Origin of the sequence: Roseateles asaccharophilus, assembly GCF_004362405.1 — a bacterium.
GTDB lineage: Bacteria > Pseudomonadota > Gammaproteobacteria > Burkholderiales > Burkholderiaceae_C > Kinneretia > Kinneretia asaccharophila.
This window is the reverse complement of the sequence record NZ_SNXE01000007.1, coordinates 24103-49223: the sequence shown is the minus strand read 5'-3', so window position 1 is coordinate 49223 and position 25121 is coordinate 24103. Positions and strand designations below refer to the sequence as shown.

Below are 25121 nucleotides of genomic sequence, written 5' to 3'. Positions count from 1 at the left end.
GGCTGCAGGGGCCGGCCCTGCTCCGGGCACTGGGCACTGGGCGGGCAGCCGTGCTCGCGCTAGGCTTGCGGGCATGTGTCCCAGTCTCGAATCCGATGCCGTGCCGCTTTCGCCCGCCAGCTTCTCCCTGGGCTGGCAGACCGAGCTGATCTTCATCCGCTTCGACGGCCTGGTGCAGGCGCGGCCCGACTGCCTGGTGCTGCGCACGCCGGACAACCCGCTCTTCTACTGGGGCAACTGTCTGGTGCTGCCGCAGCCGCCGCGCGATGCCGATCTGGCGCATTGGCTGGCACGCTTCGAGGACGAGGTGGGCCGCCATATGCCGCAGTCCGGCCATGTGGCCATAGGCTTCGATGCCCGCGCTCCCCATGAGCCCCTGCTGAGCTGGCAGGCGGCCGGCTTCGAGATCTTTGCCACGGCCCAGCTCAGCGCCGGGGCCGCTCAGCTGCGGCCCCCGAGTCGCCCGCTGGCGTCGGACTTCGAGTTCCAGATGCTGGATCTGGGGCGGCCAGGGCGGCAGGTCGAGGTCGTGGACCTGCAATGCGCCAGCCGTCCCCCGGGGTTCGAGGGCGACCGCTACCGTGAGTTCCGTCTGAGGCAGATGCGGCGCTATGCCGCCATGCAGGCAGCGGGGCGGGGCCATTGGTTTGGCATCCGCCACCGCGCCAGCGGCGCCCTGGTGGCCGACTGCGGCCTGTTCCACGCAGGCCGGCTGGGGCGCTTCCAGTTTGTGGGCACGCACCCGGACTGGCGCCGCCGCGGCCTGTGCAGCGCCTTGATTGCCGCGACCAGCCTGCACGGTGTGGAGCGCATGGGCTTGGAGCGCCTGGTGATCTGCGCCGACCCCGAGGACGTGGCCATAGGCCTCTACGAGCGCCTGGGCTATCGCCGCGAGGGCCGTTTCTGGGGCGCGCAGCGCCGTCCGCTGCGCGATCAGCGCCCGGGCTGAGGCGGCCCGAACTTGTCCGGCGTCAAGCGAGCCTGTACGATGCTTGCTCACTCCCAAGCCGGCCATGACCAAGCTGCTCGATCGCACCAGATGCCGCACCACGGGCCTTGCCGTGGCGCCGGTGGTCGCGCGCGGCTTGTTTGCCTGAGCGCTCCGCGCTGCCTTTTCGGGGACACCGCGCTTCCCCGCCGCTCCCCGTCTTGTTTATCTTGGCGCCAGCCTTTGAGAGCTCCCGGTCTGGAGCTCGCTTGTGGCGCCGATTCTGGAGATTCCCATGTCGACCCGGCCCACGCCCTGGTTTGACCGGCTCAAGCAAAGCCTGACCCTGCCTCCCGGGGATCTGCTGCGCGACCGTATCTACCGCCGCCTCTGGAGTTCCATCCTGATCAGCTCCCTGGGTGGGCAGATCACCATGCTGGCCCTGCCGCTGACGGCGGCACTGCTGCTGAACGCCAGCCCCACCCAGATGGGCCTGCTCACGGCCATGGAGATCGCGCCCTTTGTGCTCTTCTCCCTGCCCTCGGGCGTGTGGCTGGACCGGGTGCGCAAGCTGCCGGTCTATATCTGGGGCGAGACCTGCCTGGCCCTGGTCGTGGCCACCGTGCCCGTGGCCGCATGGATGGGCTGGTTGTCCATGACCTGGCTCTATGCGGTGGGCTTTGTGCTGGGCACGGTCTACACCACGGCCGGCAGCGCCGCCCAGATCGTGCTGACCCAGGTGGTGCCGCGCGAGCGCCTGGTGGAGGCCCATGCCAAGAATGCCTTGGCTTCGTCCGGTGCCGAGGTCGCCGGCCCCGGCTTGGCGGGCGCGCTTATCAAGCTCATGGGCGCACCCATGGCCCTGGCGGTGAATGCGGTGCTGGTGCTGATCTCGGCCCTGATCCTGCGCGGCATCAAGGTGCAGGAGCAGCTGCGCGTGCAGCCCGACGCGGACTTCTGGCGTGACCTCAAGGCCGGCCTGCGCTTTGTGCGCAACAAGCGCCTGCTGGTGAGCCTGGCCGCCGCCGTGGGCGGCTGGCAGCTCTTCCACAACGCGGCCCTGGTGGTGCAGATCCTCTTTGCCACGCGCACCCTGGGCCTCTCGGGCCAGACCGTGGGCCTGAGCTATGTGGCCCTGGGCGCGGGCACGGTGCTGGCCAGCGTCTTTGGTCACCGCATCAGCCGCCGTCTGGGCCCCGGGCCCAGCCTGATCGCGGGCTTTGGCGTCTGCGGCCTGGGCTGGCTGCTGCTCTCGGTGGCGCCAGCCAATGCCCTGGGCATCGCCGCCTTTGCCTTCATGCTCTTCACCTTTGGTATCGGGGCGGTGCTGATCTTCATCAACTTCCTGTCCCTGCGCCAGGCGGTCACGCCCGCGCCCCTGCTGGGCCGCATGACCAGCACCATGCGCTGGCTGATCCTGCTGCCGGCGGGGCCCGGTGCCCTGATCGGGGGCTGGCTGGGCGAGCATCTGGGCCTGCGCGCGGCCCTGGCCTTTGCCGGCGCCGGCGCCGTGCTGCTCACGGCCCTGGTCTGGCGTCATGGCGTGATTCGCGCCGTGCGCGAGCTGCCCAGCCCTGAGGACAGCGTGCCGGAGCCGCCGTCCGACCCGGCCAGTGCCGAACCCAGCCTGCAGCCCAGCAAGTGATGATGAAGTCGCCCCAAGAGGAGCCCCGGCCATGAGCCTGCCCGACCCCGTGCTGATCCAGGTGCCGGAGCGCCTGGAGACCGAGAGACTGGTGATTGCCATGCCCCATATCGGCCTGGGCCAGGCCCTGAATGCGGCCATCTGCGAGTCCCTGGCCGAGCTCAGGCCCTGGATGATCTGGGCCCAGACGGCGCCCAGTGTCGAGGACAGCGAGGCCGTGGTGCGCCACCAGGTGGCGCGCTTCATCGAACGCAGCGATCTGGTCTACCAGTTCTATCTCAAGGGGCCGCAGGGCCAGGCCGGGCGCCTCTTGGGCGGCACCGGCCTGCACCGCCTCGATTGGGCCGTGCGGCGCTTTGAGATCGGCTACTGGGTGCGCAGCAGCGCCCAGGGCCAGGGCTATGTGAGCGAGGCCGTGCGCGCCCTGGCCGACATGGCGTTCACCCAGCTGCGCGCGCGCCGGGTGGAGATCCGTGCGGACGCGCTGAACACCCGCAGCCGCGCGGTGGCCGAGCGCTGCGGCTTCGAGCTGGAGGGTGTGCTGCGCCGCGACGCGCTGAACACGGCCGGCGAGCCGCGCGACACCTGTGTGTATGCGCGGATTGCGGCTCTTTGATGTCGTTGTTGTTGGCGTGATTTGCAGATGACTGACAAGAAGTTTTGCTAATCCTGATGTCAAGTGGATGCCGTAAGCTATTGTTTTTGCTTGATAAAAAGCTGAAAATTGCAGATGTAAACTTAACAGCTTGTAGATAATGTGCCAGACTTCCCGAGTTCTTTTGGAGAGCTCCGGACATGCCAGCCTTTCATCATCATGACCTTTGCCTGCTGAACCCCGCGTTCGACTCTCCGCTGGTCGATGTGGTGACCGAGTTGCAGCATCTGCGTCGCCTGCAACTGGGCGGCAGTACCCCGGCGCCGGTCTTCTTTCAGCTCAAGCACATCTTCCACATGCTGGAGAGCCTGGGTTCGGCCCGCATCGAGGGCAACCACACCACGCTGGCCGATTACGTGGAGAGCCGGTTGGAGGCCCAGCCCGCCGAGCTGAGCGACCAACTGCGCGAGATGGCCAATATCGAAGAGGCCATGAGCTTCATCGAAGAGCATTTCGCGCCGGGGCAGGAAGTCACCGAGCACTTCATCCGTGAACTGCATGCGATGACGGTGCAGGGGCTGGAACGCGAGGGCGACGATAACCCCGGTGCCTACCGACAAGGGCCGGTCAAGATTTCGCAATCCGAGCACGTGCCCCCCGAGGCAGTGGCCGTGCCGCAGTACATGGGGGAGCTGGTTCAGTTCATCAATCACCCGGACCCTGCCAAGTACGACCTCATCAAAGTGGCCTTGGCCCACCACCGCTTCGCATGGGTGCACCCCTTTGGCAACGGCAATGGCCGCTGCGTGCGCCTGCTGACCTACACCCTGCTGATCAAGTACGGATTCAACGTAAAGGCAGGTGGTCGGGTGCTCAATCCGACAGCCATCTTCTGCAATGACCGTGACCAGTACTACGCCATGCTGGCCAAGGCCGACATCGGCACGATGGAGGGGCGCGAGGCGTGGTGCGTGTACGTGCTCAGCGGCATGTTGGATGAGCTGCGCAAGGTGGACCGCCTGACGGATGCGAACTACCTCATCGAGCGCATCTTGACGCCCGCGCTGCACTACGCCCGCGAGCGTGAGCTGGTCACCCAGATGGAAGAGCGGATCTTGCTGGCGACAGCGAGGCTTGGCGTGGCCAAGACTAGTGACCTGAAAGATGCCATGCCTGAGCTGAACGAACGTAGTCGAACTTACCAGGTCGGCAAACTGGTCGAGCGCGGCATGCTCGCCCCCATCCGCGAGGGGGCTCGGCAGTACACGGTCGGCTTCGCCAACAACTTCTTGATTCGTGGCGTGATCCGAGCGCTCTCCAATGAGGGCTTCATCCCAGACACGCTGAACCGACCGCGATAAACAGCGCACGCAGGAGGAGTAAGCCCACGAGCAACTTGGCGTTTCTGCGGGCTGAGTGGGGCCTCCTCTCAGAGTTCGCCGGCGCGTGCCAGAAGCTGCGGATGCCCCCCGTCCGCGTCACTCACCCCGCAGGCGAGAAGCGATCCACCGCATCGCTGATGATGCCGTCCACGCCATTGCCGATCAGCCACTGCGCGGTGGCCGGGTCGTTGACCGTGTAGACCACGGCCTTCATGCCGGCGGCGTGCAACTGCTGCACCAGGGCGCGGTCCATCAAGGCGTAGTTGGTGATCACGGCGGCGCAGCCCAGGGCCTGGGCGGTGGCGAACCAGCCGTCCCAGAGCTTGTCGACCAGCAGGCCACGCGGCACCTCGGGCGCGCTGGCACGAGCGCCCTCCAATGCCTCGGGCTTGAAGCTGCTGAACAGGGGCAGGGTGCCCGAGCCGGCCCACAGGCGCAGCACCTCGCGGCCCAGCACCTCGCCGGTGTGGCGCTCGGTGCCGGGCGTGGGCTTGATCTCGATGTTCAGCGCGAAGCGGTTGGCCAAGCAGTAGCGGGCCAGTGCGTCCAGGCTGGGGATGGGTTCCCCGGCATAGGCGCGGCTGTGCCAGGCGCCGGCATCGATGCGTGCGAGCTCGGCCCAGTCGCGTTCGCCGGCCACACCGCGCTCGGGCGTGGTGCGGTCCAGCGTGGCGTCATGCAGCAAAAAGGGCTGGCCGTCGCGGCTGAGCTTGGCATCGCACTCGAAGGCGCGCCAGCCATGGCGCGCGCCCTCGCGGAAGGCCGCGAGGGTGTTCTCCGGCGCCAGCTTGCCGGCGCCGCGGTGCGCGATCCAGAAGGGCATGGGCCAGGCGCTCATCGTGATCACTCCACGCGTTTCTGCGTTGCGGGGTCGAACCAATGCAGCTGCTTGGCGCTGACTTCCAGCATCAGGGTGTCACCCATCTTGGGCGGGGTCAGGGTGCCGTCGATGCGCAGCGTGAACTGCTCGGTGCCCAGGCGGCCATAGATCAGGCGCTCGGCCCCCAGCATCTCGATCATCTCGACCTTGAAGGCCCAGCCATTCGCGGCGTTCCAATGATCCAGATGCTCGGGGCGCAGGCCCAGGATCAGTTCGCCGTCACGCGGTGCCGGTGCCGGCAGGGCCAGGGTGACGCCGCCCACCGTGAAGCTGCTGCCCTGGGCCTGGCCCTTGAGCAGGTTCATGGGCGGAGAGCCGATGAAGCCGGCCACAAAGGTGGTGGCGGGGCGGCTGTACACCTCCTCGGGCGTGCCGATCTGCTCCATATGGCCGCCGTTCATCACGATCATGCGCTGGGCCAGGGTCATGGCCTCCACCTGGTCGTGGGTCACGAAGAGCGAGGTCACGCCCAGCTCGCCATGCAGCTTCTGGATCTCCAGACGGGTCTGGGCGCGCAGCTTGGCGTCGAGGTTGGACAGCGGCTCATCGAACAGGAAGACCTGTGGGTTGCGCACGATGGCGCGGCCCATGGCCACGCGCTGGCGCTGACCGCCGGAGAGCTGGCGCGGCTTGCGGTCGAGCAGGTGCGAGAGCTCCAGGATCTTGGCCGCCTTGTCCACGCGGGCCTTGATCTCGTCCAGCGGCACCTTCTTGATCTTCAGGCCATAGGCCATGTTCTCGAACACGCTCATATGCGGATACAGGGCGTAGTTCTGGAACACCATGGCGATGTCGCGGTCCGCCGGTTCAACATTGTTGACCACGCGGGTGCCGATGGCGATCTCGCCGTCGGACACCTCTTCCAGACCGGCCACCATGCGCAGCAAGGTGCTCTTGCCGCAGCCCGAGGGACCCACGATCACGATGAACTCGCCGTCCTTGATCTCGGCATTGACGCCATGGATCACCTGGTTGGCCTTGGGGCCGTGGCCATAACGCTTGACCACATTGCGCAGGGAAATGCTTGCCATATCTATCTCTTACTTTTCAGTGTCAACCAGGCCCTTGACGAACCACTTCTGCATCAGCATCACGACCAGGGCGGGCGGGATCATCGCGAGCAGGGCGGTGGCCATGACCACATTCCATTCGGTGTAGGACTCGCCCGCGACCAAGCGCTTGATGCCCATCACCACGGGGTACATGCTTTCCTCGGTGGTCACCAGCAGGGGCCAGAGGTATTGGTTCCAGCCATAGATGAACTGGATCACGAACAGGGCCGCGATGCTGGTGCTGGACAGGGGCAGCAGCACATCCTTGAAGAAGCGCATCGGGCCGGCACCGTCCATGCGGGCGGCTTCCACCAGCTCGTCCGGCACCGTCATGAAGAACTGGCGGAACAGGAAGGTGGCGGTGGCCGAGGCGATCAGGGGCACGGTCAGGCCCGCATAGCTGTTGAGCAGGCCCAGATCGGCCACCACCTCATAGGTCGGGCCGATGCGCACTTCCACCGGCAGCATCAGCGTGACGAAGATGGCCCAGAAGAAGAACTGCTTGAAGGGGAAGCGGAAGTAGACGATCGCAAAGGCCGAGAGCAGGGAGATCGCGATCTTGCCGATCGAGATCACCAGGGCGCTGATCAGGCTGATCTTCAGCATGGGCAGGGCCGCCGGGATCTTGCTGCCGGCGCTGGTCTCGCCGCCGAAGAGGGCCAGCTTCCAGGTTTCCAGCATATGGTCGCCGGGCAGCAGGGACAGCGGGCGGCTTTGCGCGATCTGCTCGGCCGTCTGGGTGGAGGCCACAAAGGTCAGATAGACCGGGAAGGCCACGATCAGCACGCCGAGGATCAGCGTCAGATGGGCCAGCAGGGTGAGGGCTGGACGACGTTCAACCATATCAATACTGCACTTTCTTTTCGACGAAGCGGAACTGCAGCACCGTCAGGGCGATCACCACCACCATCAGCACCACCGATTGAGCGGCCGAGCCGCCCAGGTCCAGGGCCTTGAAGCCGTCGTAGTACACCTTGTAGACCAGGATGGCCGTGTCCTTGCCGGGGCCGCCATGCGTGGTGGCATCGACGATGGCGAAGGTGTCGAAGAAGGCGTAGACCACATTGATCACCAGCAGGAAGAAGGTGGTCGGCGAGAGCAGGGGGAAGACGATGGTCCAGAAGCGGCGTGCCGGGCTGGCGCCATCGATGGCCGCGGCCTCGATCAGGGACTTGGGGATGGACTGCAGGCCCGCCAGGAAGAACAGGAAGTTGTAGGAGATCTGCTTCCAGACGGCCGCCACCACGATCAGGGTCAGGGCGTGATTGCTGTTGAGCAGGTGGTTCCAGTCCAGACCCATGGCTTGCAGGGTGTAGGACACCACGCCGATGGAGGGGGCGAACATGAAGAGCCACAAGACGCCGGCCACGGCCGGGGCCACGGCATAGGGCCAGATGAGCAGGGTCTTGTAGGCCATGGCGCCCTTGATGACGCGGTCCGCCATCACCGCCAGGATCAAGGCCACCGACAGGCCGCACACCGCCACCAGGGCGGAGAACAGGGCCGTGATCTTGAAGGAGGCCAGGTAGCTCTCGTCATTGAAGAGGTTGCGGAAGTTCTCCAGCCCCACCCACTCGACGGAGGTGCCGAAGGCATCCTGCTGCTGCAGCGACTGCAGCAGGGCCTGGCCAGCGGGCCAGAAGAAGAAGATGGTGATCACGGCCACCTGCGGCGCCAGCAGCAGCCAGGGCAGCCAGCGCGATCGGAACAGGACTCTTTTTTCTACAGACATCACGGGTCCTTCAGAAAAGATCAAACCCGCCGCCCGGTGAACCGGGGGGGCGGGTCAAGGGACCGCGGCAGGCAGAGCTGCCACGGCCGACGACGGTTTCAGGATTTACTTATTGGCCTTCTGGAAGCGTTCCAGCTGCTCGTTGCCGCGCTTGACGGCAGCGTCCAGACCTTCCTTGGCGCTCTTCTTGCCGGCCCAGACCTGCTCCATCTCCTCATCGATGATGGTGCGGATCTGAACGAAGTTGCCCAGGCGGATGCCGCGCGACTTGTCGGTGGTCTTGCGGATCATCTGCTCGACCGAGACATCGGTGCCGGGGTTGGCCTTGTAGAAGCCGCTCTTCTCGGTCATCTCGTAAGAGGCAGTCGTCAGCGGCAGGTAGCCGGTGCGCTGGTGGCTCTTGGCCGCCTCTTCCGGGCGCGACAGGAAGGCGAAGAACTGGGCCACGCCCTTGTACTCCTCGGCCTTCTTGCCGGACATCACCCACAGGCTGGCGCCGCCGATCACGGTGTTCTGCGGTGCGCCGGCCACATCGTGGTAGTAGGGCAGGGTGGAGATGCCGAAGGCGAACTTGGCATTGCGCTTGGTGTTGCCATACAGCGCCGAAGAGCCGGTGGTCATAGCGCACTCACCCGACACATAGGTGGCGTCAGCCGAGTTGCCGCGGCCCTTGTAGACGAACAGGCCTTGCTTGGCCATGTTCGACAGGTTCTCGATGTGGCGCACATGCAGGGGCGAGTTGAAGGCCAGGCGCGTGTCGGTGCCGCCGAAGCCATTGCCCTTGGTGGCGAATTCCACGTTGTGCCAGGCGGAGAAGCTCTCCAGCTGGGTCCAGCTCTGCCAGCTGGTGGTGAAGGGGCACTTGTGGCCGCTGGCCTTGAGCTTGGCGGCCACCAGGGCCACCTCGGACCAGGTCTTGGGCGGCTGGTCAGGGTTGACGCCGGCGGCCTTCAGTGCGTCCTTGTTGTAGTGCAGGACGGTGGTCGAGCTGTTGAAGGGGAAGCTCAGCATCTGGCCGTTGGGGGCGGTGTAGTAACCGGCCACGGCGGGCACATAGGCCTTGGGATCAAAAGTCACGCCGGCCTTCTTCATCACCTCGCCCACGGGCACGATGGCGCCCTTGCTGGCCATCATGGTGGCGGTGCCCACCTCGAAGACCTGCAGCACATGCGGCGCATTGCCGGCACGGAAGGCGGCGATGGCGGCGGTCATGGACTCGTCGTAGCTGCCCTTGAAGGTCGGCACGATCTTGTAGTCCTTCTGGCTGGCATTGAAGTCCTTGGCGAGGTCATTGACCCATTCACCCAGGGCGCCGCCCATGGAGTGCCACCACTGGATTTCGGTCTGGGCCTGGACGTTGCTCGCGAGACCGGCGGCCAGCAAAGTGGCTGCCAGTTGCAGGGACTTGGTCTTGATCATTGTCGGGGGTGCTCCGTAATTCGAAGTAACTTGGTTGCCAGCAATCGGACTTTTGCGGCTGCGCGCAGCCTATTTGACAATTGTGACAGCCATGTTGTGACATGGACGCGACAGGGGGGCAATAGGGCCGGGCCCTGGCCTGGTGCTGCAATCGGATGTAATTCGTGCGCGAATGCGTCATCTTGGTGCAGTTTGGCGGCAGGAACAAAGGCCTATGCCGCGGCGGGCATGCTGCGCTGCGGTAGGATTTGCGGCCTGACGCCTGGGAGTGATGCGTGCTCCCCTGCCAGGGGCCACAAGCTCCGCGGCGTCGGCCCCACCCGCCTGCCAAATTCCAGCTCGCCGGAAGTCCCTGAGGGATTGCCAGCCAACCGAGGGTGCGCACAGCGCCCGGTCGCCATGAATGCACCGCATCAGCCGATGCCTGTTCCCGCCGCCCTTGCCAGCTCGCTGGCGCCAGAGCATGTCAGCGACGCGCCGCGTCTGCGCGAGATTCCCTACAACTACACCTCTTTCTCCGACCGGGAGATCGTGATCCGCCTGCTCGGGTCTCGTGCTTGGGAGCTGCTGAACCAGCTGCGCCAGGAGCGCCGCACCGGCCGCTCCGCCCGCATGCTCTACGAGGTGCTGGGCGATATCTGGGTGGTGCAGCGCAACCCGTATCTGCAGGACGATCTGCTGGACAACCCCAAGCGCCGCGCCCTGCTGGTGGAGGCCCTGGAGCACCGGCTGGGCGAGGTGCAAAAGCGCCGCGACCCGAGCACCGACGCCCAGCGCGATGCCCTGGTCGGCGAGCTGCTGAGCGCGGCGCGTAGCGCGGTGCAGGAATTCGCCAGCCTGTTCGAGCGCACCGCCGAGCTGCGCCGCCGCAGCGTCAAGCTGCTGGGGCGCCACACGGCCAAGGACAATATCAAGTTCGACGGCATGGCCCGCGTGGCCCATGTCACCGACGCCACCGACTGGCGCGTCGAGTACCCCTTTGTGGTGCTGACCCCCGACACCGAGGCCGAGATGGCCCAGCTGGTCAAGGGCTGTATCGAGCTGGGCCTGACCATCATCCCGCGCGGCGGCGGCACCGGCTACACCGGCGGCGCCGTGCCCCTGGTGTGGAACAGCGCCGTCATCAACACCGAGAAGCTCGAGGCCCTGCGCGGCGTGGAGATGCTGCAGCTGCCGGGCCTGGATCGCCCCGTGGCCACCATCTTCAGCGAGGCCGGCGTGGTCACGCAGCGCGTGGCCGATCTGGCCGAGCAGCACGGCTTTGTGTTCGCGGTGGACCCCACCTCGGCCGAGGCCAGCTGCATCGGCGGCAATATCGCCATGAATGCCGGCGGCAAGAAGGCCGTGCTCTGGGGCACGGCCCTGGACAACCTCGCCAGCTGGAAGATGGTCACGCCCGAGGCCAAGTGGCTGGAGGTGCATCGCCTGAACCACAACCTGGGCAAGATCCATGATGTGGAAGTGGCCAGCTTCGAGTTGCGCTACTTCGATGCCTCGGGCAAGAAGCTGGAGCGTACCGAGCGCCTGGACATCCCCGGCCGTGTCTTTCGCAAGGAAGGTTTGGGCAAGGACGTCACCGACAAGTTCCTGGCCGGCCTGCCCGGCATCCAGAAGGAAGGCTGCGACGGCCTGATCACCAGCGCGCGCTGGGTGGTGCACAAGATGCCCGCCCACACCCGCACGGTCTGCCTGGAGTTCTTTGGCAACCCCAAGGACTGCGTGCCCTCCATCGTGGACATCAAGGACTTCATGTTCGCGGAGGCCAAGAAGCCCGGCGGCGCCATCCTGGCCGGCCTGGAGCATCTAGACGATCGCTATCTGAAGGCCGTGGGCTACGCGACCAAGAGCAAGCGCGGTGGCCTGCCCAAGATGGTGCTGATCGGCGACATCGTGGGCGACGATGCCGACGCCGTGGCCCGTGCCACCTCCGAGGTGGTGCGCCTGGCCAATGGCCGCTCGGGCGAGGGCTTTGTGGCCATCAGCGCCGATGCGCGCAAGAAGTTCTGGCTGGACCGCAAGCGCACGGCCGCCATCTCCAAGCACACCAATGCCTTCAAGATCAATGAAGACGTGGTGATCCCGCTGGAGCGCATGGGCGAGTACACCCTGGGCATCGAGCGCATCAATGTGGAGCTGAGCCTGCGCAACAAGCTGGCCCTGGTGGATGCGCTGGCGGCCTGGTTCGAGCGCGGCAATCTGCCCCTGGGCAAGAGCGACGACGCCGGCGAGATCCCCAGCGCCGAGCTGCTGGAAGACCGCCTGCAGCAGGCCCTGGCCCTGCTGGCCGAGGTGCGCGCCCTGTGGCAGGGCTGGATGGATGGGCTGGACCTGCCCCGTGGCGAGGAGCGCTCCTTCTTCGACCAGCTGCAGGACCACAGCCTGCGCGCCTCGTGGAAAACGCAGATTCTCAAGCCCCTGCAAAGCATCTTTGCGGGCGGCGCTTTCGCGCCCATCGTGGACGAGGCCAAGCGCATCCACAAGGAGGTGCTGCGCGGCCGCGTCTGGGTGGCCCTGCACATGCACGCCGGCGACGGCAATGTGCACACCAATATCCCGGTCAACTCCGACAACTACGAGATGCTGCAGACGGCCCATGAGGCCGTGGCCCGCATCATGAAGCTGGCGCGCTCGCTCAATGGTGTGATCTCGGGCGAGCATGGCATCGGCATCACCAAGCTGGAGTTCCTCTCCGAGGCCGAGCTGGCGCCGTTCGCCGACTACAAGGCGCGCATCGACCCCGAGGGCCGCTTCAACAAGGGCAAGCTGCTGCGGCCCGAAGCCTCCACCCACGGCACCTTTGCCGATCTGACCAATGCCTACACCCCAAGCTTCGGGCTGATGGGGCATGAGTCTCTGATCATGCAGCAGAGCGATATCGGCGCCATTGCCGACAGCGTCAAGGACTGCCTGCGCTGCGGCAAGTGCAAGCCGGTCTGCGCGACGCATGTGCCGCGCGCCAATCTGCTCTACAGCCCGCGCAACAAGATCCTGGCCACCTCGCTGCTGGTGGAGGCCTTCCTCTACGAGGAGCAGACGCGCCGCGGCGTCTCCATCAAGCACTGGCAGGAGTTCGAGGACGTGGCCGACCACTGCACGGTCTGCCACAAATGCGCCAGCCCCTGCCCGGTCAAGATCGACTTCGGCGATGTGACCATGAATATGCGCAATCTCTTGCGCAAGATGGGCCAGAAGAGCTTCCGCCCCGGCAATGCCGCGGCCATGCTGATGCTCAACGCCACCAACCCCGAGACCATCAAGCTGGCGCGCAGCGCCATGGTGGGCGTGGGCTTCAAGGCGCAGCGCTTGGCGCACGACCTGCTCAAGGGCCTGGCCAAGAAGCAGACGGCGGCACCGCGCGCCACGGTGGGCACCGCGCCCATCAAGGAGCAGGTGATCCACTTCATCAACAAGAAGCTCCCGGGCGGCCTGCCCAAGAAGACCGCCCGCGCCCTGCTGGACATCGAGGACAAGGACTACGTCCCCATCATCCGCAACCCGCAGGCCACCACGGCCGAGACCGAGGCGGTGTTCTACTTCCCCGGCTGCGGCTCCGAGCGCCTGTTCAGCCAGGTGGGCCTGGCCACCCAGGCCATGCTCTGGCATGCCGGCGTGCAGACCGTGCTGCCCCCGGGCTATCTGTGCTGCGGCTACCCGCAGCGCGGCTCCGGCCAGTTCGACAAGGCCGAGAAGATCATCACCGACAACCGGGTGCTCTTCCACCGCGTGGCCAACACCCTGAACTACCTGGACATCAAGACCGTGGTCGTGTCCTGCGGCACCTGCTACGACCAGCTGCAGGGCTATGAGTTCGAGAAGATCTTCCCCGGCTGCCGCATCGTGGACATCCACGAATACCTGCTGGAAAAGGGCATCACCCTCGAATCCAAGCAGGCCTACCTTTATCACGACCCCTGCCACAGCCCCATGAAGCAGCAGGAGCCGATGAAGACGGTCAAGGCCCTGGTCGGCCCCGAGGTGGTGAAGAGCGAGCGCTGCTGCGGCGAGAGCGGCACGCTGGGCGTGACCCGGCCCGACATCTCCACCCAGATCCGCTTCCGCAAGGAAGAGGAGCTGCGCAAGACCGAGACCCAGCTGCGCGAGAGCGGCAAGGTCGGCGCCCAGGACAACCTCAAGATCCTGACCAGCTGCCCCAGCTGCCTGCAGGGCCTGAACCGCTACGGCAACGATCTGCAGAACGGCCTGCTGGAGGCCGACTACATCGTGGTCGAGATGGCGCGCCAGATCCTGGGCGAAAACTGGATGCCCGAGTACGTGGCCCGCGCCAACCAGGGCGGCATCGAGCGCGTGCTGGTCTGAGCCTCGCCCGTTGCGGCGAGGCTCTCGCCCACCTTTTGGTGGGCGTGAAGCTGGCGAAGCCATCGGCCGGCGAGCGCCGGCCTGTTCTCAATGCCGCGGTAGCAGCACGGCCACGCGCGGACCGTCTTGCTCCGCCGCATCTTCCTGTGTGAAGGCGATCTGGAAGCGGTATGAGGCCGTGGCCTGAGTGCTGCCCTGGCAGTCCAGGCTTCGCACGGCCCGTCGGATGGCGGCATGGTATTCAAACGGCCCGCCCTGTGAGCTCACCTGCGTCACGGCTTGCTCACGCAGACTGAAGTCCACGTTCACAGTGCCGGTGCGCCGCTCCAGATGCACCACGCGGGCGAGCGAACGCTGCAGCGTCTCGCCGATGTCGGGGCAAGCCTTCGCGACATCGGTGCGGGGTGTGGGCTGGCCACTCACCTCAACACGCTGCAGATCCGTGCTGCGCTGTGCCTGCGCGGGCGCGGTCAGAAGGGCGCTCAGGCACAGGGCGAGCAGGGCGGCCGCAGTGGCGGGTTTCTTCGTGAACATCGTTGACTCCTTGAACTGAAGGGCCAGCGGCAGATTCGGTAAGAGCCTGCTGGCTGGCGCTCAGCCTAAGAGTCGAGCCGTGTCACGGCCTAGTTGCTTGCGATGAAACGTGCCTTGTGTGCGATGAGCTGGTTCTTTGCGTGATGAAGCGAATTCGTCGCACGCGTGTTGTCCGCGGCCTGGCCGGCCTCTCCATCGCGTTCTTCTGTGACGGATGCCGCAGCGACTGTCAGAGGGCGCTGGTAATCTGCGGGGGTCGCAGTACAGAACAAGCAGGTTCAGCATGACAGCCCATTCCGCCAAGGTCGGTCTCGACCCGCGCCGCGGTTTGCTGCTCGCCGCCCTCGGGGCCCTTGCCGCTCCGCATCTTGCCCTGGCGAGTTCGGAGCGCTTCAAGGTGGCCCTGATCCTCAAGGCCACGCGCAATGAGTTCTTTGTGCTCATGGGCGAGGGGGCCCGGGCCCATCAGGCCAAGCGTCAGGCCGACTACGAGCTCACGGTCGAAGGCATTGAAGGCGAGACCGATGTGGCAACCCAGGAGCGCCTGGTGCTCAAGGCCATTGAGCGGCGTGCGCAGGCGCTGGTCATCGTGCCGGCGGATTCCAATGCCCTGCTGCCCGTTCTGCTCAAGGCGCTCAAGGCCGGCCTGCTGGTGCTCAATCTGGACAACAAGCTGGATGATCGTGCCCTGGCCACGGCCGGTGTCAGCATTCCCTTCGTCGGCCCCAGCAACTTTCTGGGCAGCCGGACCGTGGGCGAGCATGTGGCCAAGCAACTGCCACGCGGCAGTCAGGTGGGCATCATCGAGGGCCCGCCGGGCTCCATCAACGCCAAGTCCCGCAGCGACGGTTTCCGTGCCGCCATTTCCGCGGCGGGGCTGCAACTGGCGGCCGTCCGGTCCGGCTTCTGGACCCGAGAACTGGGCCACACGGCCGCGCTGGACCTGATGCGGCTTGCCCCCGATATCAAGGCCCTGATGTGCGGCAATGACAATATGGCCCTGGGCGCGGTGCAGGCCCTGAAGGAACTCAAGCGCAGTGCCGACGTGCTGGTTTCGGGCTACGACAACATTCCCTCCATCAGGCCGCTGATCGCGCAAGGTGCTGTCCTCGCCACCGTGGATCAGTTTCCAGCCAAGCAGGCCGAATACGCGCTGGACGTCGTGCTCAAGGCCTTGCAGATGCGGACCCGTCAGTCCGAGCTGCCAAATATCATCCAGTCGCCGGTGAAGCTGGTCACCCGCGCATGAAACTGAGGTGCAGCCTGATCGGCGCGGTCGTGCTCCTTGGCGGACTGCTGTCGCCCGCCGCGGCCAGGCAGACGCTGCAGGTGTTCGCGGAACCCGACCCCCCCTTTATCGAGTTGCGCGATGGCCGGCCGGGCGGCCCTTACATCGAGGCATTGCAGGCGCTGCTGGCGCCCCATCGCGTGAGCCTCACCGTGACCCTGATGCCCAGGCGCCGCATCTCGGCCACCCTGCCCAACAGCCCGGGCAGCTGTGGTCTGGCCCTCAACTTCTCGCCCGGCGAGGCCGAGACCATCAGCTATGTGGCGCGTGTGGCGCCCTTGAAGCTGGCGGTCTATGCCCTCAAGGGCGCCCCGGCGGTGTCCAATATCGAGGACCTGCGCCCCTATCGTGTGGGCGCGGTGGACATCGCGGATCTGGCTGATCTGCTGGGCTCGGCCGACATCCGCTACGAGCCGGTCTCCCCGGTGGCCCAGCGTGCGGGCATGTTGCAGCGCAAGCGCTTTGACTATCTGCTCAGCGATGAGCGGCCGGGCATTCTGGAGAGTCCCGGCGAGCCCCGGGTCGAGCGGGTCTTCGTCCTGGCTCAGGTCGACCGTTGGCTGGCCTGCCATCCAGGCCTCTCGCCCGCGCTGCTGGGCCCCTTGCGTCAGGCCCTGCATGAAGGGCTGTTCGCCGAATCCGTCAGGCCGATCTGGGTGCGTGCCGGCCTGGGACCCTTCTACGAGCGGGTGCGCCGGGAATGGGAGCTGATTCCCAAAGCGCCCGGCGTCGTTCCCCGCAGACCGCGTTGACCAGGGCCTGCGCGGCCCGACCTCGCTCAGTCCGCCGACAGCTTGCGCTCCCGGATCAGGGCATGCCAGCTGCGCTGCTCCTGCTCGATGAAGCGCGCCAGGCTGGCGGCATCGCCGGGTGCCACCTCCAGCCCGAAGTCCTCCAGCTTGGCCCGGACCTCGGGCGTGTTGATGGCCTTGTGCATCTCGGCCGTCAGGCGCTGGACGATGGGCTCGGGCGTGCCTCTCGGCACGAACAAGCCCTGCCAGGCCGCCACATCCACGCCCTGTAGCCCCAGCTCCTGCATGGTGGGCACCTCGGGCAGAGTGGCAATGCGGCGCGGGCTCAGCACCGCCAGGGCCTTGAGCTTGCCCGAGCGGATATGCGGCAGACCGGCGGCCGTATCCAGAATGCCCATGGGCACCACGCCCGCAATCAGATCCTGGGTGGAAAAGGCCGTGCCGCGGTAGGGCACATGCACGATGAAGCTGCGGCTGCGCTCCTTCACCAGCTCCATGGCCAGATGGTGCGGGCTGCCCACGCCGGGCGAGGCATAGCTGTACTTGCCCGGGTTCTTCCTGACCTCGGCCAGCCACTGCGCGCCCGAGCTGAAGCCGGCCGCCGGATTGACCACCAGGATCAGTGGGAATCGCGCCATAAAGCCTACCGGCGCCAGATCGCTGGGCGCATAGGGCAGCTTCTTGTACATGGCGCTGTTGAAGACCATGGCCCCGTTGTCGCCGGTGGCGATGGTGTAGCCGTCCGCGGCGGACTTGGCGGCCGCATCGGTGCCGATGATGCCGGCCGCGCCGGGGCGGTTCTCGATCACCAGGGTCTGGCCCAGCTGCCGGCCCAGCTGCGGTGCGAGCTGGCGGGCCAGGAAGTCCGAGCCGCCGCCCGCCGGGTAGGCCACGATCCAGCGTATGGGCTTGTTGGGCCAGGCGGTCTGGGCCTGGCTGGCCGCGGGTAGCAGGCCGCTTAGCAGGGCGGCGCCCAGGGCCAGCAAGCTGCCGCGACGGGCCGCGGACGGGGAGGGGGCGATGCGTTTTGCGGCACTCATGCGGTTCCAGTCCTCATGCAGTCATCATGCGAATAGCGAATACAGTGAGTCCATCTTAGATCTGCATCCCAGCCCCATGACATCCGTACCGACCCCTTGCCCCCTGTGCCAGGACAGCGGCGGCCTGCTCATCGCACAGACCCCGTCCTGGCGTGTGGTGCGGGTCACCGACACCCCCGCCTTCCCCGCCTTCTACCGCCTGATCTGGAACCGCCATGTGGCCGAATTCAGCGATCTCGGCCCCGCCGAGCGCCAGGACTGCATGGAGGCCGTCGCCCGCATCGAGCAGCTGCTGCGCCAGCGGCTCCAGCCCAGCAAGATCAATCTGGCCAGCCTGGGCAATGTGGTGCCGCATCTGCACTGGCATGTGATCGCCCGCTTCGAGGACGACAGCCACTTCCCCAACCCCATCTGGGGCCAGGCCTTGCGTGCGCCGCGCGTGGCCCCTGCGCTGGACCTGGACGCGCTGGATCGGGCTCTGCGTGAGGCCCTGGGGTAAGTCCCCCTGTCAGGTCTTGCAGGGTGGGCGATTGGCGCACGAACAGCCTTCCTACACTGCGCCGACATCGCGACGACCCCATCCGGTCGGGGCGATGCCGGCCCCTTGAGCACCCTGCCGGGGGCTGGACGGCCGGCGGTCCACGCGACCGCCGTTTTCATCCCGGTGGGCACGGAATCCTGCCGGGCGCTCATCTGGAGACCTCAGCATGTTGCGTTTGAAATCCACCAGCGCCCTCCTGGCGCTGGGCATGGCTGCCCTCAGCCCCGCCCTGGCCGGCATCTCGGCCCAGGACATCGACAAAGCCGCCGAGCCCGCGCACACCGAGCGCAGCGACCGCCTCATCATCAAGTACCGCGACGGCAGCACCCTGGTGCAGCAGTCCGGCGGCGGCATGGCCCTGCAGGCCCGCAGCGTGGCCGCCGATCGCCTTGAAAGCCGTGCCGCCCGCGCCCAGAGCCTGGCCGCGCCCCTGGGGGCCCAGCTCCGCGTGCTGCGGCAGATGGGCACCGGCGCCCATGTCTTCAAGCTCGACCGCGCCCTCAGCCTGGAGCAGCTGCGCCAGCTCTCGGCCCAGCTCAAGGCGGCCGATGCCGACATCGAGTACGCCGAGCCCGACCGCATGATGTATCCGCTGCTCACCCCCAATGACAGCAGCTATGCCTCGCAGTGGGATCTGTTCGAGGCCACCGGCGGCATCCGCGCTCCCGCCGCCTGGGACCGTGCCACCGGCACGGGCGTGGTGGTGGCCGTCATCGACACCGGCATCCGGCCCCATGCCGACCTGGCCGGCCAGACCGTGGCCGGCTACGACATGATCACCCAGACCTCCATCGCCAACGATGGCAACGGCCGCGATGCCGATGCCAGCGACCCCGGCGACTGGACCGCCGCGGGCGAATGCGGCGTGGGCCGCCCGGCCACCAACTCCAGCTGGCACGGCACCCATGTGGCCGGCACCATCGCCGCCAAGACCAATAACGCCCTGGGCATCGCCGGCATTGCCTTCAATGCCAAGGTGCAGCCCATCCGCGTGCTGGGCAAGTGCGGCGGCTACACCTCGGACATTGCCGACGGCATCACCTGGGCCTCGGGCGGCAGCGTGGCCGGCGTCCCGGCCAACGCCACGCCCTCCAAGGTGCTCAATCTCTCCCTGGGCGGCGGCGGTGCCTGCGACACCACCACCCAGAACGCCGTCAATGGCGCCCGCGCCCGCGGTGCCAGCGTCATCGTGGCGGCCGGCAACTCCAATGCCAACGCCGCCAACTTCAGCCCCGCCAGCTGCGCCGGCGTGGTGACCGTGGCCGCCACCGACCGCTATGGCGCGCGTGCCTACTACTCCAACTTCGGCAGTGTGGTCACCCTGGCGGCGCCGGGCGGCGATGTGCGCTCCAGCGCCAGCAACGGCATCCTCTCCACCCTGAACGCTGGCACCAGCACCCCCGGCGCCGACAACTACGCCTTCTACCAAGGCACCTCCATGGCCGCACCCCATGTGGCCGGCGTGGCCGCGCTGCTCTACAGCGTCAGGCCCGGCGCCACGCCCGACCAGATCACCGCTGCCCTGCGCAGCAGCGCCCGGCCCTTCCCGGGCAGCTGCAGCCAGTGCGGCGTGGGTCTGCTGGATGCCAATGCGGCCATCACCGCCGTTCTTGGCGGCGGCGGAGGCGGGAGCACGGTCAATGAAGCCGAGCCCAACAACGGCCTCAGCGCCGCCCAGCGCATCAGCGCCCCGGCCACCGTGAGCGGTGGCATCTCGGCCAGCACCGATACCGACTACTACCGCATCGACCTGCCCGCCGGCCGCACCCTGAGGGCTACCCTCAGCCAGGGCGCCACGCTGGACTACGATCTCTTCCTCTACAACGCCAGCGGCAGCCAGCTGCGCGCCAGCGAGAACCCGGCCGGCCAGAGCGACAGCCTGAGCTTCGCCAACGGCGGCAGCGCCACCGTCACCCTGTATGTGCGCGTGCTGCACTACAGCGGCGGCGCCGGCAGCTACAGCCTGAGCCTGGGCTGGTAAGCCACAACCCGGTCCGGCCCTCCCGGGCCGGGTTTTCAGGGCCTTGCGGGTTTCTCCCGGGGTAGGGCGGCTACACTGCCGACCCTGCAGCCCCGCAAAGCAACCGCAACGCCCGCTTCATGGCCGGACTCACGCCCAGCACCCCCACGCCCACCGAGATCACCGTGCACCAGCAGTCGCGGGTGCTGGAGATCGCCTTCAATGACGGTGCGCGCTTTCGCATTCCCTTCGAGCTGATGCGCGTGTTCTCGCCCTCGGCCGAGGTCATGGGCCACGGCCCCGGCCAGGAAACTCTGCAGACCGGCAAGCGCGAGGTGGGCATCAGCGAGCTGGAGCCCGTGGGCCATTACGGCATCCGCCCCAGCTTCAGCGACGGCCATGCCAGCGGCATCTTCAGTTGGGACTACCTCTACCAGCTGGGCAGCCGCGAGGCCGAGTTCTGGGCCGACTACCAGGCCAAGCTCGCCGCGGCCGGCCTGGACCGCGACGCCCCCATGGCCCCCAAGGCCTCGGGCGGCAGCTGCGGCAGCCACACCCACCACTGATTCCCCACGGAGCTGAAAACCATGAGCAGCACCCACTTCGGCTTCCAGACCGTTGACGAGCGCGAAAAGGCCAGCCGCGTGCGCGGCGTCTTCGATTCCGTGGCTTCCAAGTACGACATCATGAACGACATGATGTCCATGGGCCTGCACCGGGCCTGGAAGGCCTACACCGTGGCCGTGGCCAATCTCAAGCCCGGCGAGCGCGTGCTGGACATTGCCGGCGGCACCGGCGACCTCTCCCGCGCCTTTGCCCGCAAGGTGGGCGAGAGCGGCATGGTGGTGCACACCGACATCAACGAGGCCATGCTGCGCCAGGGCCGTGAGCGCCTGCTCAACGAGGGGCTGGTGCTGCCCACCAACCTGTGCGACGCCGAGAAGCTGCCCTACAAGAACGAAAGCTTCGACCTGGTCAGCGTGGCCTTCGGCCTGCGCAATATGACCCACAAGGACGTGGCCCTGGCCGAGATGTGCCGCGTGCTTAAGCCCGGCGGCCGTCTGCTGGTGCTGGAGTTCTCCCAGGTGGCCGCACCCCTGCGCAAGCCCTACGACTGGTACAGCTTCAAGATCCTGCCCAAGCTGGGCCAGATGATCGCGGGCGACGCCGAGAGCTACCGCTACCTGGCCGAGTCCATCCGCATGCACCCGCCCCAGGCCGAGCTCAAGGCCATGATGAAGACGGCCGGCTTCGGCCATGTGGATGTGCACAACCTCAGCGCCGGCATCGTGGCCCTGCACGCCGGCATCAAATGCTGAGCGCCCCGCCAGCTCACTGAAACCCGGCAGAAACTCCAGGCGCCCGATCCACCTCACCCCTTGTTTGCGGGGGTGGGTGCCGCGGTGCAGACATATTTCCGCAAATGAATGGCCGCCACGCCCGCGCGTGAGCGGCCTTTTTCATGGGGGTTTTCCCCTTGAGCTGCCCGCAGCCCCGACCCGGTTTGCAGCGGCCAGCGCCCATATTGGGGAGAGTCAATTGTCATTTTGCAAAGCTACACTCGGCCACCGTGTCTGGCGTGCCTTGTGCGCTGCAGCATGGATGGCGTATCGATGGCCCGGGCGCAGCCCAGACGACAAGCGAAGGATGACAAGAACACCATGAAGCTGATGACGATGATGACAACGCGCATTCACAAGTCCGGCCGTGTGCAGGCCCCTCGTTGCGCCGGCCTGGTCCTGGCTGCCGCCGCCGTGCTGGCCCTGAGCGCCTGTGGCGGTGGCGACAAGGGCGAGAAAGCCTCGCAGACCGCCGCCAAGGTCAACAAGGAAGAGATCACCGTCCATCAGATCAACTTCGTGCTGCAGCGCCAGCCCGGCCTCAGGCCCGAGCAGGCCGAGGCCGCCGGCAAGCAGGTGCTGGAGCGCCTGATCGAGCAAGAGCTGGCCTTGCAGAAGGCCCAGGACCTCAAGCTCGATCGCGATCCCCGCGTGGTGCAGCAGATCGAGGCCGCCAAGCGCGAGATCGTGGCGCGTGCCTACTTCGATCGCGTGGGCGAAAGCGTGGCCAAGCCCACCAACGAAGAAATTGCCAAGTACTACAACGACAAACCCGCTCTGTTCAAGGAACGGCGTATTTACAGCCTGCAGGAAGTGGCCATCGAAGCCAAGCCCGAACAGTTTGACGAGATTCGCGCCAAACTCGAGGGCGCCAAGAATATGGGCGAGTTTGTCGAATATCTGAAATCTCGCGATATCCGCTTTGCCGCCAACCAGGCCGTGCGCGCCGCCGAGCAGCTGCCCCTGGCCAGCGTGGACGCCATCGCCCGCCTCAAGGACGGCGACTCCGCGCTCACTCAGACCCCCAACGGCCTCACCGTGCTCTTCCTGGCCGGCTCGCGCAGCCAGCCCGTGGACGAGGCCCGCGCCCGCCCCGCCATCGAGCAGTTCCTGCTCAACCAGCGCAAGGCCGAGCAGCTGCAAAAGGACGTCAAGGCCCTGCGCGAGGCCGCCAAGATCGAGTACGTGGGCAAGTTTGCCGAAGGCGCGCCCGGCAGTGCTGCTGCTGGCGCCAGCGCCCCGGCTGCAGCCACCACCCCGGCCGCCCCTGCTGCCCCTGCCGCCAGCGGCCTGGACGCCAACACCATCTCCAAGGGCATGGGCCTGAAGTAAAGATGATGATGACGAAGACGCTGACGACCCTGGAGCGCACGATGAGCACCTCCCTTCGCCGCCTTCCGCATATCGCGGCCCGTGCGCTGCAGCAGGCCTCGGCCGGTGTGCTTCTGGGCCTGGCCCTGTTGGCCACCGGCACGGCCGCCCAGGCCCAGGCGCCCCAGGCCGGCCAGCCTGCCGCCGTGGGCAGTGTCAGCGGCGCCGCCGCCGAGTACCGCCTGGGTGCCGGCGACGTGATCCGCATCAGCGTCTATCAGAACCCCGATCTCAGCCTGGAAACCCGGGTGGGCGAGAACGGCTTCATCTCCTTCCCCCTGCTGGGCACGGTGCGCGTGGGCGGGGCCAGCATCAGCCAGGCCGAGCGCATGATTGCCGAGGGCCTGCGCAGCGGCAACTTCGTCAAGCAGCCCCAGGTCACCCTGGTGGTCATGCAGGTCAAGGGCAACCAGGCCAGCGTGCTGGGCTATGTCAACCGCCCCGGCCGCTACCCGCTTGAAGTGGCCGACACCCGCCTGACCGATCTGCTGGCCAATGCCGGCGGCGTGGCCGCCAACGGCGCCGAGATCTTGGTGCTCAGCGGCATCCGGGGCGGCCAGCCCTACCGGGTGGAGATCGACCTGCCCGGCGTCTTCGCTCCCGGCGGACGCGGCCAGGACATCGTGGTGCTCAACGGCGATGTGCTCTGGGTGGACCGCGCGCCCACCGTCTACATCTACGGCGAGGTGCAGCGCCCCGGCGCCATGCGCCTGGAGCGCGGCATGACCCTGATGCAAAGCCTGGCCAGCGGCGGCGGCCTGACCCAGCGCGGCACCGAGAAGGGCATACGCGTGCACCGCAAGGACGCCAGCGGCAAGGTGCAGATCCTGCAGCCCGCCATGGACGAGGCGCTCAAGGACGGCGACGTGGTCTATGTGCGCGAGAGCCTGTTCTAACCAGGCAAAGGTGAGTCAATGACCTTCACACAGTTTCTCTCCATCCTGCGCGCTCGCTGGCGCCTGATCGCCTATGTGTTCGGCGGCGTGCTGGCCCTGGCCATTGTGCTGAGTCTGGTGCTGCCCAAGCAGTACACCGCCGTGGCCAGCGTCGTGGTGGACAGCAAGCCCGATCCTTTCACGGCCATGGGCTACCCTTCCCTGGTGACGCCAGCCTTTATGGCCACCCAGGTGGACATCATCCAGAGCGAGCGCGTGGCCCAGAAGGTGGTGCGCATGCTCAGGCTCACCGAGCTGCCCGCGATCCGCGAGCAGTGGCAGGAAGCCACCAAGGGGCAGGGCAATATCGAGGCTTGGCTGGCCGGAAACATCCAGAAGAACATGGATGTCAAGCCGTCCAAGGAATCGAACGTGATCTCGGTGGCCTACAAGGCCCAGGATCCACAGTTCGCGGCCGCCATGGCCAATGCCTTCGTCAAAGCCTATCTGGCCACATCGGTCGAGCTCAAGGTCGACCCCGCGCGCCAGTACAGCAGCTTCTTCGACACCCGCGCCAAGGAAGCCCGCGAAGCGCTTGAAGCCGCCCAGGCCAAACTCAGTGCTTTCCAGAACGAGAAGGGCATCGTCAATTCCGATGAGCGCCTGGACGTCGAGACGGCTCGCCTGAATGAGCTGTCCTCGCAGCTGGTGGCCATGCAGGCCCTGTCGGCCGAGTCCAACAGCCGCAACGCCCAAGCCACCGGCACCGCCGGTGATCGCCTGCCCGAGGTCCTGAACAGCCCCATCGTGGGCGGCCTGCGCTCCGACCTGTCGCGCCAGGAGGCCCGCCTGCAGGAGCTCAATGCCCGCTTGGGCGATCGCCACCCCCAGGTCATCGAGTTGCGCGCCAATATCGAGGAGCTGCGCACCAAGATCGCCGAGGAAAGTCGCCGCGTGGCCGGCGGCGTGGGCGTGACCAGCACCATCAACACGCAGCGCGAGGCCAAGCTGCGTGCCGAGCTCGATGCCCAGCGCCAGAAGGTGCTGCACCTGAAGCAGGTTCGCGACGATGTGGCCGTGCTCCAGCGCGATGTGGAGCACAACCAGCGCGCCTACGACCTGATCCTGCAGCGCCTGAACCAGAGCAGCCTGGAGAGCCAGGCCACCCAGAGCAATGTCAACGAGCTCAGCACGGCCGTGCCCCCGCTCACACCCTCATCCCCCATCCTGCTGCTCAACCTGGTGCTGGGCGTGGTGGGTGGCTTGCTGCTGGGCGTGCTGCTCGCCTTTGCCCGCGAGCTGGCCGACCGTCGCGCCCGCTGCGTGGATGATCTGCAGGAAGGCCTCGGCATTCCAGTGCTCGGCGTGCTGCCGGGCCACGCCAGCGGCAAGTCCGGTCGCTTGGCCGTGGCAGCTGCCCAGAAGCGCTTGCTGGGCGGCGGTGCGGCCCAGCAGCCCGCCAAGTGAGCA

The 25121-nt window shown here is 66.8% G+C and carries 21 protein-coding genes; 14 read left to right on the top strand and 7 right to left on the bottom strand.

Annotated elements, in window-relative coordinates:
* The first annotated feature begins 73 nt into the window (after window positions 1–73).
* The 4 genes from DFR39_RS14565 to DFR39_RS14550 all read left to right on the top strand — a co-directional run bounded on the left by DFR39_RS14565 (window position 74) and on the right by DFR39_RS14550 (window position 4529).
* Entirely contained in the window at window positions 74–949 is an 876-nt protein-coding gene (locus DFR39_RS14565; RefSeq protein ID WP_133604309.1) for a GNAT family N-acetyltransferase, read from the top strand.
* A gap of 274 nt (window positions 950–1223) precedes the next feature.
* Entirely contained in the window at window positions 1224–2573 is a 1350-nt protein-coding gene (locus DFR39_RS14560; RefSeq protein WP_133604308.1) for an MFS transporter, read from the top strand.
* Between the two features lie 31 nt (window positions 2574–2604).
* The gene (locus DFR39_RS14555; RefSeq protein ID WP_133604307.1) at window positions 2605–3189 is read left to right on the top strand and encodes a GNAT family N-acetyltransferase; all 585 of its coding nucleotides are present in this window, start codon (window positions 2605–2607) and stop codon (window positions 3187–3189) included.
* 179 nt (window positions 3190–3368) lie between these two features.
* Entirely contained in the window at window positions 3369–4529 is a 1161-nt protein-coding gene (locus DFR39_RS14550) for a Fic family protein (RefSeq protein WP_133604306.1), read from the top strand.
* Between the two features lie 121 nt (window positions 4530–4650).
* Here the strand turns inward: DFR39_RS14550 and ugpQ are convergent, their stop codons facing one another.
* From ugpQ to ugpB, 5 genes are all read right to left on the bottom strand, one after another.
* On the bottom strand, window positions 4651–5388 hold the full coding sequence (ugpQ, locus tag DFR39_RS14545) for a glycerophosphodiester phosphodiesterase (RefSeq protein ID WP_133604305.1): 738 nt from the start codon (window positions 5386–5388) through the stop codon (window positions 4651–4653).
* Window positions 5389–5393: 5 nt separating this feature from the next.
* Window positions 5394–6461 (bottom strand): sn-glycerol-3-phosphate import ATP-binding protein UgpC, encoded by a 1068-nt coding sequence (locus DFR39_RS14540; protein ID WP_133604304.1) that lies wholly within the window; start codon window positions 6459–6461, stop codon window positions 5394–5396.
* Between the two features lie 9 nt (window positions 6462–6470).
* Window positions 6471–7325 carry a sn-glycerol-3-phosphate ABC transporter permease UgpE gene (ugpE, locus tag DFR39_RS14535; RefSeq protein ID WP_133604303.1) on the bottom strand — a complete coding sequence of 285 codons (855 nt, stop codon included), beginning with the start codon at window positions 7323–7325 and terminating at the stop codon, window positions 6471–6473.
* 1 nt (window position 7326) lies between these two features.
* The gene (ugpA, locus tag DFR39_RS14530) at window positions 7327–8214 is read right to left on the bottom strand and encodes a sn-glycerol-3-phosphate ABC transporter permease UgpA (RefSeq protein ID WP_133604302.1); all 888 of its coding nucleotides are present in this window, start codon (window positions 8212–8214) and stop codon (window positions 7327–7329) included.
* Window positions 8215–8319: 105 nt separating this feature from the next.
* Entirely contained in the window at window positions 8320–9633 is a 1314-nt protein-coding gene (gene ugpB / locus DFR39_RS14525; RefSeq protein ID WP_133604301.1) for a sn-glycerol-3-phosphate ABC transporter substrate-binding protein UgpB, read from the bottom strand.
* A 420-nt stretch (window positions 9634–10053) separates the two neighbouring features.
* On the opposite strand from ugpB, the gene DFR39_RS14520 reads away from it, so the two are divergent.
* Entirely contained in the window at window positions 10054–13950 is a 3897-nt protein-coding gene (locus tag DFR39_RS14520; protein WP_246030846.1) for a DUF3683 domain-containing protein, read from the top strand.
* An 87-nt stretch (window positions 13951–14037) separates the two neighbouring features.
* Here the strand turns inward: DFR39_RS14520 and DFR39_RS14515 are convergent, their stop codons facing one another.
* Window positions 14038–14484, bottom strand: coding sequence for a hypothetical protein (locus DFR39_RS14515; protein ID WP_133604299.1), 447 nt, complete (start codon window positions 14482–14484; stop codon window positions 14038–14040).
* A 283-nt stretch (window positions 14485–14767) separates the two neighbouring features.
* On the opposite strand from DFR39_RS14515, the gene DFR39_RS14510 reads away from it, so the two are divergent.
* Together DFR39_RS14510 and DFR39_RS14505 are read left to right on the top strand one after the other, a co-directional pair.
* Window positions 14768–15733, top strand: a complete 966-nt coding sequence (locus DFR39_RS14510) for a substrate-binding domain-containing protein (protein WP_162849538.1) — start codon at window positions 14768–14770, stop codon at window positions 15731–15733.
* The gene (locus tag DFR39_RS14505) at window positions 15730–16524 is read left to right on the top strand and encodes a type 2 periplasmic-binding domain-containing protein (protein ID WP_133604297.1); all 795 of its coding nucleotides are present in this window, start codon (window positions 15730–15732) and stop codon (window positions 16522–16524) included. The genes DFR39_RS14510 and DFR39_RS14505 overlap by 4 nt, the downstream gene beginning before the upstream one ends.
* A 26-nt stretch (window positions 16525–16550) precedes the next feature.
* Here the strand turns inward: DFR39_RS14505 and DFR39_RS14500 are convergent, their stop codons facing one another.
* Window positions 16551–17564 carry a Bug family tripartite tricarboxylate transporter substrate binding protein gene (locus tag DFR39_RS14500; protein ID WP_133604296.1) on the bottom strand — a complete coding sequence of 338 codons (1014 nt, stop codon included), beginning with the start codon at window positions 17562–17564 and terminating at the stop codon, window positions 16551–16553.
* A gap of 76 nt (window positions 17565–17640) precedes the next feature.
* Between DFR39_RS14500 and DFR39_RS14495 the strand changes: the two genes are divergently transcribed.
* The 7 genes from DFR39_RS14495 to epsF all read left to right on the top strand — a co-directional run bounded on the left by DFR39_RS14495 (window position 17641) and on the right by epsF (window position 25118).
* Window positions 17641–18063 carry an HIT family protein gene (locus tag DFR39_RS14495; RefSeq protein ID WP_133604295.1) on the top strand — a complete coding sequence of 141 codons (423 nt, stop codon included), beginning with the start codon at window positions 17641–17643 and terminating at the stop codon, window positions 18061–18063.
* A gap of 208 nt (window positions 18064–18271) precedes the next feature.
* Window positions 18272–20086 carry a S8 family peptidase gene (locus tag DFR39_RS14490; RefSeq protein WP_246030845.1) on the top strand — a complete coding sequence of 605 codons (1815 nt, stop codon included), beginning with the start codon at window positions 18272–18274 and terminating at the stop codon, window positions 20084–20086.
* 119 nt (window positions 20087–20205) lie between these two features.
* Entirely contained in the window at window positions 20206–20631 is a 426-nt protein-coding gene (locus DFR39_RS14485; RefSeq protein ID WP_133604294.1) for a gamma-butyrobetaine hydroxylase family protein, read from the top strand.
* Window positions 20632–20652: 21 nt separating this feature from the next.
* A complete protein-coding gene (ubiE, locus tag DFR39_RS14480) occupies window positions 20653–21384 on the top strand; it encodes a bifunctional demethylmenaquinone methyltransferase/2-methoxy-6-polyprenyl-1,4-benzoquinol methylase UbiE (RefSeq protein WP_133604293.1) in 732 nt (243 codons plus the stop codon).
* Window positions 21385–21726: 342 nt separating this feature from the next.
* Window positions 21727–22737 carry an EpsD family peptidyl-prolyl cis-trans isomerase gene (locus tag DFR39_RS14475; RefSeq protein ID WP_246030844.1) on the top strand — a complete coding sequence of 337 codons (1011 nt, stop codon included), beginning with the start codon at window positions 21727–21729 and terminating at the stop codon, window positions 22735–22737.
* Window positions 22738–22778: 41 nt separating this feature from the next.
* The gene (gene epsE, locus DFR39_RS14470) at window positions 22779–23672 is read left to right on the top strand and encodes a polysaccharide export protein EpsE (RefSeq protein WP_133604292.1); all 894 of its coding nucleotides are present in this window, start codon (window positions 22779–22781) and stop codon (window positions 23670–23672) included.
* A gap of 18 nt (window positions 23673–23690) precedes the next feature.
* Window positions 23691–25118, top strand: coding sequence for a chain length determinant protein EpsF (gene epsF / locus DFR39_RS14465; protein ID WP_133604291.1), 1428 nt, complete (start codon window positions 23691–23693; stop codon window positions 25116–25118).
* The last annotated feature ends 3 nt before the right edge of the window (window positions 25119–25121 follow it).